The organism is Inhella crocodyli (assembly GCF_004004565.1).
Classification (GTDB): Bacteria; Pseudomonadota; Gammaproteobacteria; order Burkholderiales; family Burkholderiaceae_C; genus Inhella; species Inhella crocodyli.
Genome location: NZ_SACM01000006.1, coordinates 17,415 through 27,870, shown reverse-complemented (window position 1 = coordinate 27,870; position 10,456 = coordinate 17,415). Strand labels below are relative to the sequence as shown.

Annotated in this window: 9 protein-coding genes; 3 read left to right on the top strand and 6 right to left on the bottom strand. The window is 67.0% G+C overall.

From position 1 onward, the window contains the following. Positions 1-21 precede the first annotated feature (21 nt). From EOD73_RS16580 to EOD73_RS16560, 5 genes are all read right to left on the bottom strand, one after another. Positions 22-2,280 carry a methyl-accepting chemotaxis protein gene (locus EOD73_RS16580; RefSeq protein WP_127684163.1) on the bottom strand — a complete coding sequence of 753 codons (2,259 nt, stop codon included), beginning with the start codon at positions 2,278-2,280 and terminating at the stop codon, positions 22-24. Between the two features lie 80 nt (positions 2,281-2,360). Beyond that, positions 2,361-2,885: a chemotaxis protein CheW gene (locus EOD73_RS16575; protein WP_127684162.1), complete on the bottom strand. Its 525-nt coding sequence runs from the start codon at positions 2,883-2,885 to the stop codon at positions 2,361-2,363. 1 nt (position 2,886) lies between these two features. Next, on the bottom strand, positions 2,887-3,252 hold the full coding sequence (locus tag EOD73_RS16570) for a response regulator transcription factor (RefSeq protein ID WP_127684161.1): 366 nt from the start codon (positions 3,250-3,252) through the stop codon (positions 2,887-2,889). Positions 3,253-3,262: 10 nt separating this feature from the next. Beyond that, positions 3,263-3,658, bottom strand: a complete 396-nt coding sequence (locus tag EOD73_RS16565; RefSeq protein WP_127684160.1) for a response regulator — start codon at positions 3,656-3,658, stop codon at positions 3,263-3,265. Between the two features lie 29 nt (positions 3,659-3,687). Continuing rightward, positions 3,688-3,888 carry a rubredoxin gene (locus EOD73_RS16560; protein ID WP_127684159.1) on the bottom strand — a complete coding sequence of 67 codons (201 nt, stop codon included), beginning with the start codon at positions 3,886-3,888 and terminating at the stop codon, positions 3,688-3,690. A 134-nt stretch (positions 3,889-4,022) separates the two neighbouring features. On the opposite strand from EOD73_RS16560, the gene thiD reads away from it, so the two are divergent. From thiD to mpl, 3 genes are read left to right on the top strand one after another with little or no spacing between them, the layout of a single operon-like run. Then, a complete protein-coding gene (gene thiD / locus EOD73_RS16555; protein ID WP_240660763.1) occupies positions 4,023-4,949 on the top strand; it encodes a bifunctional hydroxymethylpyrimidine kinase/phosphomethylpyrimidine kinase in 927 nt (308 codons plus the stop codon). Between the two features lie 7 nt (positions 4,950-4,956). Further along, on the top strand, positions 4,957-6,240 hold the full coding sequence (hemL, locus tag EOD73_RS16550) for a glutamate-1-semialdehyde 2,1-aminomutase (RefSeq protein WP_127684158.1): 1,284 nt from the start codon (positions 4,957-4,959) through the stop codon (positions 6,238-6,240). Positions 6,241-6,290: 50 nt separating this feature from the next. Then, positions 6,291-7,655 (top strand): UDP-N-acetylmuramate:L-alanyl-gamma-D-glutamyl-meso-diaminopimelate ligase, encoded by a 1,365-nt coding sequence (gene mpl / locus EOD73_RS16545; RefSeq protein WP_127684157.1) that lies wholly within the window; start codon positions 6,291-6,293, stop codon positions 7,653-7,655. Between the two features lie 78 nt (positions 7,656-7,733). Here mpl and EOD73_RS16540 read toward each other — a convergent pair whose 3' ends face one another. Next, complete coding sequence (locus tag EOD73_RS16540) at positions 7,734-10,385, bottom strand: zinc-dependent metalloprotease (protein ID WP_240660762.1); 2,652 nt, start codon at positions 10,383-10,385, stop codon at positions 7,734-7,736. Between the last annotated feature and the right edge of the window lie 71 nt (positions 10,386-10,456).

The window sequence follows — 10,456 nt, the reverse complement described above, 5'->3', positions numbered from 1 at the left end:
CGAATGAGAAGCGGCCGGGCCTTAAGCGCCAACCTTGAATCGGGCCACCGAAGTTTTCAGCGCGTCGGCCGAACGGGACAGTTCGTGCACCATCTTGGCCGTCGAACGCGTGCCCTCGGAGGTCTGTTCGGTCACGGCAAAGATATGTTGGATGTTGGCGGCCACGTCGTTGGCGGACGTGGCTTCCTGCTTCGCGCGGTTCGTGATGTTGGCCACCATCTCGTCCAGCTGGCGGGCCACGGCGTCGATCTCGTCCAGGGCCTGACCGGCGGCGTCGGACAGCTTCGTGCCCTCCACCACCCCCGAGGTCGAGCGCTCCATGGCGGCCACGGCGTCTTGGGTGTCGGTCTGAATGGCCTTCACCAGCGCCGCGATTCGACGCGTCGCGTCGGCCGAGCGTTCGGCCAGTCGCTGCACTTCTTCGGCCACCACGGAGAAACCGCGGCCAGCGTCACCGGCCGAGGCGGCCTGGATGGCGGCGTTCAAGGCCAGCACGTTGGTTTGTTCGGTAATGTCCGAAATCAGCTCCGTGATCTCGCCAATCTCCTGCGACGACTCGCCCAGCCGCTTGATGCGCTTGGAGGTTTCCTGGATCTGGTCGCGAATGGCGTTCATACCTTCGCGGTTGTTCTGCATCGCGCTCTTGCCCTGTTCGGCGGCTTCACGCGATTTGCGGGCCACGTCGGCCACGTCTTCGGCCTGCGTCGACACTTCGTTGATTCGGCCGGCCATCTGCAACACCGCGTCGCCCGTGGCACGAATCTCACGCAGCTGCTCGGTCGAAGCGGCCAGCAGCTCGGTCGAGGTTTGGTCGACTTGGCCGGTGGTCTCCGTCACCCGCGCGGCCGTGGCCTGCACCTGGCCGACGAGGTTGCGCAGCTCTTCCACGGTGTAGTTCACCGAGTCGGCGATGGCCCCCGTGATGTCTTCCGTCACCGTCGCTTGTTGCGTCAAGTCGCCTTCGGCCACCGCCTGCAGCTCGTTCATCAAGCGAAGAATGGCGGCCTGGTTGGCGTCGTTGACGCGCTTGGCTTCCAGTTCCTGCGCTTGGGCCTGGCGGCGGTCTTCTTCCGCCTTTTGGGCGCGGCGTTGTTGGCTCGAAATGAAGAGTCGGAACAAGCCGTAGCCGCCGTACACCAAGGCGCCCAAGGACGCCAAGAACAACAGGCCTTGCCACCAAGACAAGCCGCTGGCTTCGTCGAGCTTCTGACCCACGTCGTCCAGGCCTTTGCGCAGCGGCTCAGAGTCCTTGAGGATGTCGTTGGCCGCTTCGCGCGCCGCCACCAAGCCGCTCAAGTTGTTCAACACGGCACCGGCCTGTTCGCGGGTGCTTTCGAAGTTGACCAGCAGCTTCTTCAGGTTCTCGCGGGCCGTGCCATCGCGCGCGGCCGGCAAGTTCAATTCGCGGCTGCCGTTGAGCAAGCCTTCGGCGATGGCTTTGAACGCGTTCAAGTCGTTGCCCAGCAAGAACACGGCCTCGGGGCTCACACCCTCTTGCGTCAGGAACTCGCTGGCGCTCTTGCCGATGCGCTGGGTCAGCATCACCAATTGACCGGTGGCGGCAATTTCGGTGGCCGATCCCCCCGTTTGCAAGGCATGCGAGGCCACGGCTTCGGCCGATTCCAGCAAGTCCGAGGATTGGCGGTTGATCGCGCGCAGCGACTGGCCCACCTGGGTCAGCACCTTTTCCTGCTCCAGCACGGCCTTCACGCTCTTCTCGGCCTTGTCGACCATGGGCATCAGCGGATCGAGCGCATCACGCACCTTGCCCGGTGCGCGGGCCAATTTGCCGTCGCCCGAAGACAGGTTGCGGGTCACCCCAGTCAGGATGCCCAAGCTCTCGCGCAGTTCCGAGAACGACACGGGATTGCCCACCATGGCCGTCGACGTGGCCTTGGCCAAACGCTGCGACTGCGTGAGCGCCTGACCGGCTGCCCGCACCTGCTGCGCACTGCGATCGGCCAGCCAAATGGTCATGGCCACCATCAGCAGCGTGCCGACCAGGCCGCCGATGCCCACGCCCAAGTAAACCTTCTGCCAACTCACGGTGCGGTCGCCCACCTTCACGGGCAGAGGCTCCATCGTGGAGTAAACCGTGCTCGTCAGCGTGCTGTCGGCACCGGCCGTCAGCTGGCTGTCCTGGATCTGGGTGGTGGGGGCCGCGGTCGTGTCGGCGCCCTGAGGGTCGAGTTGAACGGCTTCGTAGACGCTGTCACGGGCGTCCTGCTGCGTGGAGTCGGCGCCGGTGCCAGTGTTTTTCATCTTGTCCAGAAAGCTCATGGAGTCCCTCGTCACGGTTTGATTCAAGTGGGGCGTTTCAGTTCGCCGCCGATTGGTTCAGGTGGGTTGCTGCCTGGGCATCAGGCCGCGGCCACGATGTTCAAGAAGGGTTCAAAGCGCACCAACAGTTCCAGGTCGATGACCTGCCAGCGGCGGCCTTGATCGTCCTCGCGCTGCTCGGACGCAAAGTGGGGGCGCTGCCCAACGTCGTCGGTCACGCGGCGAAGTTGGTCTTCGCTGCGCAAGCCCATCAATCGGTCCACCAGCAATGCGCAGTTGATGTTGAGTTCGTGGTTCAGCGACACCAACCGACCGCCACCGTCGGACCGCGGCCGCTGCCGCAGGCCCAAGAAGACCGCCAGGTCCACCACGCCGTGCAAGCCCCCACGCAGGTTGGCCACCCCCAGCATCCAGGGCTGGGTGTAAGGCACGCTGGTCATGGGGACCGGCGCAAAGATTTCGCCCGCTTGCTGCAGGGGCAGGAGCAGGCCCAGGCCACCGCAATCGACCGCCAACCAGCGCGCGGCTTGCGCCTGCACCTTGGCCGCGGCCAGGCGCTCGGCCAGGCGTTGCTGGAACTCGCGGAGGGCGACCTTGTTGCCCATGTCAGCCCAAGGCCTTGATCTTGGCCATCAGCTCGTCGGCCTGCACCGGCTTGACCACGTAGTCCTTGGCCCCTTGACGCAAGCCCCAGACGCGATCGGTCTCTTGGTTTTTGCTCGTGCACATGATGACGGGCACGTTGACGTAGCGCTCATCGCGGGTGATCGCGCGGGTCAACTGGAAACCGTTCTGGCCGGGCATCACGACGTCCATGAGGATCAAGTCGGGCGTGCCCTCTTCCAGGCGCTTCCAGGCCTCTTCACCGTTCTCCGCTGTGCGGACCGAAAAACCCCGCTTGGTGAGGATTTCGCTGAGGTGGTGCAGTTCGGTCTTCGAATCGTCGACCAAGAGGATGTTCTTGATGGTCATGGGAGGGTCCTCAGGCGCCGTGTTGACGCACGGCTTGCAGCAGTTGGTCTTTGGTGAAGGGCTTGGTCAGGTAGTCCTGCGAGCCCACCATGCGGCCCCGTGCCTTGTCGAACAGGCCGTCTTTGGACGACAGCATGATCACCGGCACGTGCGCAAATTCGGGGTTGCGTTTGATGATGGCGCAGGTTTGGTAGCCGTCGAGGCGTGGCATCAAGATGTCGCAGAACACCAGGTCGGGCTTGAAATCGCCCAACTTGGCCAAGGCGTCGAAACCGTCTTCGGCAAGCATGACCGTGAAGCCCCCTTGCTTGAGGAAGATCTCGGCGCTGCGCCGGATGGTGTTGCTGTCGTCGATGACCAGCACCTTCGAACCGGCGCTTGGGGCGGTGTTCTCGTTGTCACTCACGGCTCGTCACTCCCTGTGCAGGGTTGCACTCAGATCCGCACCATTTCGAAGTCTTCCTTGCGCGCGCCACATTCCGGACAGGTCCAGTTCATGTCCACGTCCGCCCAGCGCGTGCCGGGGGCGATGCCGTGCTCCGGATCGCCGCTGGCTTCGTCGTAAATCCAACCGCAGATCAAGCACATCCAAGTGCTGAGTTCGTTGCTCAATTTCGTCCTTTTGGGCTGGGCCATCGGGGTAGACAGCCCTCACTACAATCGATTCATTCTATGCACGGCCCCCCCTGGTTCCTGGGGGAACACCCATGGGAAATCCCTGGGGCGAGACGCCTCCAGCGGGTGTTTTGCACGGCCGAGCCCACCACATCATGACCACTGCCGACCTCCCCGACGCCGATGCGCCCCCCGCCGAAGAGGCCGCCCCCCCCAGCGTCATGAGCTTCAACGCCAGCGAGCCGACCGGGGCCGCGGGCCTGGGGGCGGACCAAGCCGCGATCGTCGCCATGGGCGCGCACCCCCTGCCGGTCGTCACCAGCGTGCTGATCCGCGACACGGCCGAGGTGTTCGAGCACCACGCGCTGGACGACGAGGTGGTGTCCGAGCAGGCCCGCTCGGTGCTGGAGGACATGCCCACCAGCGCCTGGAAGGTGGGCTTCCTCGGCAACGCCGAGACCGTGGCCGCCGTGGCGGAGATCCTCAGCGACTACCCCGACCTGCCCCTGGTCACCTACGTCCCCGCCACGACCTGGCTGGACGACGAACAGCAACAGAGCTACCAAGACGCCCTGCGCGAGCTCGTGCTGCCGCAGACCGCCGTGCTGGTGGGCAACCACGCGGTGCTGACCGAGTTCTTGCTGCCCGACTGGGATGCCGACCGCCCGGCCTCGCCGCGCGAACTCGCCGTGGCCGCGCACAAGTTGGGCGCCGCCCACACCCTGGTCACCGGCATCAACCTGCCCAACCAGCACGTGGACAACGTGCTGGCCGGCCCGCAAGGCCCGATCACGGGCGAGAAGTTCGAGCGCTTCGAGGCCAGCTTCATCGGCGCGGGCGACACCTTGTCGGCCGCCTTGGCCGCCCTGCTGGCCTCGGGCGTGGAACTGCACGAGGCCGTGGGCGAGGCCCTGACTTTCTTGGACCAGGCGCTGGACGCTGGCTTCCAGGGTGGCATGGGCCACGTCATCCCGGACCGCTTCTTCTGGGCGCTGCCGGCGCCCGAGGACGGCGAGGTCGACGCCGACCTGCCCGGCACCCCCACCGACGACACCCCGCCGCCCCCGCGCCGGATGCACTGAGACCCCGATGGACCGCAACCAACAGCTCTTCGAGCGGGCGCAAGCCTGCATTCCCGGCGGCGTCAACTCGCCCGTGCGCGCCTTCCGCGCCGTGGGCGGCACGCCGCGCTTCGTCCAGCGCGCGCAAGGCGCCTACTTTTGGGACGCCAACGGCACGCGCTACATCGACTACATCGGCTCCTGGGGCCCCATGATCTTGGGCCATGGGCACCCGGCCGTGGTCGAGGCGGTGCAGAAGGCCTTGGTCGATGGCTTCTCCTTCGGCGCCCCGACCGAGCGCGAGGTGGAGCTGGCCGAGGCGGTGATGGCCCACCTGCCCTCGGTCGAGCAGATCCGCCTGGTCAGTTCTGGCACCGAGGCCGGCATGAGCTGCATCCGCCTGGCCCGCGGCTTCACCGGCCGCAGCCTGTTCATCAAGTTCGAGGGCCACTACCACGGGCACGCGGACGCTTTGCTGGTCAAGGCCGGCTCGGGTTTGGCCACCTTCGGACACCCGACCAGCGCCGGCGTGCCGGCCGAGGTGGCGCAGCACACCTTGGTGCTGCCCTTCAACGACATCGAGGCCTTGGAGCTGGCGTTCCAGAAGCACGGGGCCGAGTTGGCCGCCGTGATGATCGAGCCCATCGCCGGCAACATGAACTTCGTGCGCACCACGGTGCCTTTCATGAAGCGCCTGCGCGAACTCTGCACCCAGCACGGCGCCTTGCTCATCCTGGATGAGGTGATGACCGGCTTCCGGGTGGCCCTGGGCGGCGCGCAATCGGTCTACGCCAAGGCCATCCCCGGTTTCGCGCCCGACCTGACCGTGATGGGCAAGGTCATCGGCGGCGGCATGCCGCTGGCGGCTTTCGGCGGCCGGCGCGACATCATGGGCAAGCTGGCCCCACTGGGCGGCGTGTACCAGGCCGGCACCTTGAGCGGCAACCCGGTGGCCACGGCCTGCGGCCTGGCCACGCTGCGGGAGATCGAGAAGCCCGGCTTTTTCGATGCGTTGGCCGCTCGCACACGCAGCCTGGTCGACGGCCTCAAGGCTGTGGCCCAAGACAAGGGCATTGCCTTCAGCGGCGACAGCGAGGGGGGCATGTTCGGCTTCTTCCTGATGCCCACGCTGCCGCAGAACTACAGCACCGTGATGACCACCGACGGCCCGGCCTTCAACCGCTTCTTCCACGGCATGCTGGACCGCGGCGTGTACTTCGCCCCGGCCCTGTACGAAGCCGGCTTCGTCAGCGCGGCGCACACCCAGGCCGACATCGACACCACGCTGGCCGCGGCGCGCGAAGCCTTCTAAGCTCCCTCCCTTCTTCAGTGAGCGGCCCGCCTCGGCGGGCCGACGCGTTCATGCACCTCCACATCCTGGGCATTTGCGGCACCTTCATGGGCGGCTTGGCGGCCATCGCGGTCGAGGCCGGCCACAAGGTCACCGGCTGCGACGCCAACGTCTACCCGCCCATGAGCGACCAGCTCACCCAGCTCGGCATCGAATTGATCGAGGGCTGGAGTCCCGAGCAGATGGCCCTGCAGCCCGACCTCTACGTCGTGGGCAACGTGGTCAGCCGCGGCAACCCGCTGATGGAAGCGATCCTGAACGCGGGAGCGCCCTACACGAGCGGCCCGCAATGGCTGCAAGAGCACGTGCTGCAAGGCCGGCACGTGATGGCGGTGGCCGGCACCCACGGCAAGACCACGACGACGGCCATGCTGGCCTGGATCTTGGAGTGCGCAGGGCTGCAACCCGGCTACCTGATCGGCGGTGTGCCGATGAACTTCAGCACCTCGGCACGGCTGGGCGCGGCACAGGCGCCCTTTGTCATCGAGGCCGACGAGTACGACAGCGCCTTCTTCGACAAGCGCAGCAAGTTCGTGCACTACCGCCCGCGCACCGCCATCCTGAACAACCTCGAGCACGACCACGCCGACATCTTCCCGGACCTGGCCGCCATCGAGACGCAGTTCCACCACCTGGTGCGCACCGTGCCCAGCGCGGGCAAGCTCGTGGTCAACGCCCGGGAAGAGGCTTTGAGCCGCGTGCTGGCGCGGGGCTGCTGGACGCCCGTGCAAGCCTTTGGGGCGCGCAAAGAAGAACCCGGCGTGTTGCGCGCCCGGGGCGAGCCGCACGCCTTTGACGTGCTGCGCGGCAGCCTGCAGGTGGGGCACGTGGCCTGGAACCTGACCGGCGAACACAACCAGCTCAACGCCTTGGCCGCGCTGGCGGCGGCAGAAAGCGTCGGCATTGCCCTCGAGGCGGGCTGCGCCGCCTTGGGGCGCTTCGGGAACGTGCGCCGCCGCATGGAGCTGCGCGGCACCGTGGCCGGCGTCTCGGTGTACGACGACTTCGCCCACCACCCCACGGCCATTCGCACGACGGTGGACGGCTTGCGCCGCCGCCTGAAGCCGACCGAGCGCATCTTGGCCGTGTTCGAACCCCGCTCGAACACCATGAAGCTCGGCACCATGAAGGCGCAACTGCCCTGGGCCCTGGAAGACGCCGACCAAAGCTTTTGCCACCGCAGCGGCCTGAGCTGGGACCCGGGCGCCGCCCTGGCCTTGATGGGCGAGCGCGTGCACGTGGCCGACGACATCGACCAATTGGTGCAGGCCATCTTGAAAGAGGCGCGCCCCGGCGACCACCTGCTGTGCATGAGCAATGGCGGGTTTGGCGGCATCCACGCCAAGCTGCTGGAAGGCCTGCGCGCGCGAAGCTAAAGGCGTCCACAAAGGAAAAGGGCCGGCATCGCCGGCCCTTTTCGTTGGGGGCCTTCGCCCCGCTGGGTGATGCGCCGATCAGCTGCGGCTCATCGTGGCACGCAGGGCCTCGTTCAAGGCCGACAGGCTGTCGGCCAGGTGCGCGCGGGTCTCGACGGAGGTGCCGCCCTTGGCCTGCGCGGCACGCAGGTCGCTGGCCAAGGCGTTGGCGTGCCAACGCACCAGGCTCAGCGCGTCGGCCGGCAGCGTGGGGGCACCGCGCGTGAGCAGGGTGACCACGCGCTTGAGGTGCTCGCGCTGCAGGTTGCGGCGCAGGCGATCGATCTCGGCGCCCGACTTCAACTCGCTCCAGACCGAACCTTGGACCGTGGCGTAGACCTCGCTCAGGCTGATGGCACCCTTGCGCTGGGCCTCGGGCACGTAGGCCGGCAACTCCAGCAGGCGCTTGGCCGTCGGAGCGCTGAGCAAGCGGTCCAGCGAGGCCAGCTGCAGGCGCAGCACGGCGCCGGAGATGTCCAGCAGGCTGCCGCGGTCCCACTCGTTGTAGTCGACCTGCAGGTTGCTCAAGAACTCGGGACGGAACTTGAAGCTGTCGGCGCTGAAGATGCCGCTGGCCAAGGCCTTGAGGGCCTCGCGCTGCTTGGCCGGATCGACCGGCGTGAAGGCCGCGCGACCGGTGGTACCGGGCAAGTCGCGCAGCGTGTGCACGCCGCCGACGAACTTCGACACCGGGTCCGCGCCCCGAGACAGCTGGTTCAGGCTGGACAGGATCACGCGACGGCCGCGGGTCGGGTCGTCGCCCAGCTTGGCGCCGCGTTCTTGCACGCGGGCCCACAGTTCCTTGGCCAGTTGCAGGCGCTTGCCGAAGTTGCCCAAGGGGTCGTCGCCCAGGTCGAACAGGTTGGCCATGGGGTCCATGCCCCCGGCGGCGTCCATGTCGTCGGCGTAGGCCAGGGCCGGCTCGGTGGAGCGGGCGGCGATCTTCGCCAGCTCCGCCTTTTCCGTGGCTGGGTCGAGCGGCTTGTAGGCGTACTCGATGGCCCAGTAGTCGTAGGCACCCAGGGTGGGCATGTTGTACGAGCCGACCTTCTCGCCCTTGAGCGGGACGTTGTAGGCGTTGTAGTCCATCACCGAGCCCGAGATGCCCTTGGCCTCGGTGAAGGCCTTGTCCTTCAGCTGTGCAGCCGTGATCGTGGTGCTGGCCTTGAAGTTGTGCTTGAGGCCGAGCGTGTGACCCACCTCGTGCATGATGGTGTCTTTGATGACGGCCTGCACGAAGGCTTCGGCCTCGGGGCTGTCGGGGTCCAGGTCGCCGCGGGCTTCCAGGATGTCCATCGCGAAGTTCATCTCCTGCGCGGCCAGGTGGCCGTAGTTGCAGTAGGCGTTGAACTTGTTGCCGTCCTTCCAGCTCAGGGACAGCTGGGCCAACTTGTCCAGGCTGCTGGTGGGCGTCATGTCTTCGACGATGAAGCGGCGCGAACCGCGGGCGAAGACATCGCTCATGCCGATGTCGGCGTCCAGGATTTCGCCGGTGCGCGGGTCGGTGTGGCTGGGGCCAATGGCAAAGCCGACATCGGCACCGACGAACCAGCGGATCGAGGCGTGGCCCGCGTCCATGTTGTCCCAGTTGGCGTCGTCGGGTTGCTGCTTGGCCACCACGGCGTTCTTGAAGCCAATCTTCTCGAAGGCCTTGTTCCATTCCAGGATGCCGGCCTCCACCGCGCCGCGGTAACGGGCGGGGATGTTCTTGTCCATCCAGTAGGTGATCGGCGTGACCGGCTCGCTCAGGGCGGCGCTCGGGTCCTTCTTTTCGAGGCGCCAGCGTTGCAGCAGGTGCACCCGCGGGTTGGCCTTCAGGTCACCGTCGAGGTCGGTGTAGCTCTCCATGAAGTGACCCAAGCGCGGGTCGATGTGGCGCACGGCCATGGGCACTTCAGGCAGGGCCTTGAAGTTGTAGACGTAGTCCACGAAGAAGCTGCGCGGGTCGGGCGTGGCCTGCGGCGGCGTGGGCACGGGCACCGGGGGCGGCACCAGGGGCGGCGCGGGGATGCGCGGCGTGGCGAAGTGCATGCGCGCGGTCAGGGTGGTCAGGCCTTCGTCGGCGCGGCCGGCGGCGAAGAAGCTGTTGCCGCGGTCGGGCGCGTAGGGCAAGCGGTAGGCGTACTCCAGGCGCGTGCTGTAGCCCGGGATGTCGGCCAGCAAAAAGCTCGCGTCCACCAGGAAGCTCTTGCGCTCGCCGTGGTCGGCGCTGCCGACCTGCGCGCTGGCCAACAAGCTGGGCGAGAAGGCCTGCTCGACGGCCCGCTTGCCTTGGCCCGAGGCGCGGAACTTGTTGTTCAGGGCCACCAGTTGCAGGGTGCGACCCACCAAGCGGAACTCGACCATGCTGTCGGGGCCCATCTGGCTGGCGTAGGCGCCGCGCTCACCGATGGCGTTGGCGATGTTGACCGTGAACAAGAAGGGCTTGTTCAACATCGCGCGCGGCACTTCCAGCAGCACCTTCTCGTCCTTGCGCCAGATCGAGAACAGGCCCTTCTCTTCCTTGAAGTCCTTGCTGATTTCGGCGAAGGGCTTCAGCGCGGTGGGATCGGCGGGCGGGCGGGCGGCGGCCGGCGCAGCGCCCGGCGCGGCCGCCGCGCCATTGGCCGGCTTCGGCGCCTCTTGCGCGAGGGCAGGCAGGCTCAACACCGCCACGGTCAGCGCGCTCAGCGCGGGCTTGAACAACTTCATGGGAAGGACCTCGGTTGGCAGCGGCACAACGCCGCAGGGGAAAGAATGGGGTCGGCGCGGGCGTGCAGCCC

Excerpts from the sequence above, each read along its gene's own strand:
- EOD73_RS16540 (WP_240660762.1), bottom strand. The coding sequence starts at position 10,385 with ATGAAGTTGTTCAAGCCCGCGCTGAGCGCGCTGACCGTGGCGGTGTTG.
- EOD73_RS16575 (WP_127684162.1), bottom strand. The coding sequence starts at position 2,885 with ATGGGCAACAAGGTCGCCCTCCGCGAGTTCCAGCAACGCCTGGCCGAG.
- EOD73_RS16570 (WP_127684161.1), bottom strand. The coding sequence starts at position 3,252 with ATGACCATCAAGAACATCCTCTTGGTCGACGATTCGAAGACCGAACTG.
- hemL (WP_127684158.1), top strand. The coding sequence starts at position 4,957 with ATGGACCGCAACCAACAGCTCTTCGAGCGGGCGCAAGCCTGCATTCCC.
- EOD73_RS16560 (WP_127684159.1), bottom strand. The coding sequence starts at position 3,888 with ATGGCCCAGCCCAAAAGGACGAAATTGAGCAACGAACTCAGCACTTGG.
- EOD73_RS16580 (WP_127684163.1), bottom strand. The coding sequence starts at position 2,280 with ATGAGCTTTCTGGACAAGATGAAAAACACTGGCACCGGCGCCGACTCC.
- mpl (WP_127684157.1), top strand. The coding sequence starts at position 6,291 with ATGCACCTCCACATCCTGGGCATTTGCGGCACCTTCATGGGCGGCTTG.
- thiD (WP_240660763.1), top strand. The coding sequence starts at position 4,023 with ATGACCACTGCCGACCTCCCCGACGCCGATGCGCCCCCCGCCGAAGAG.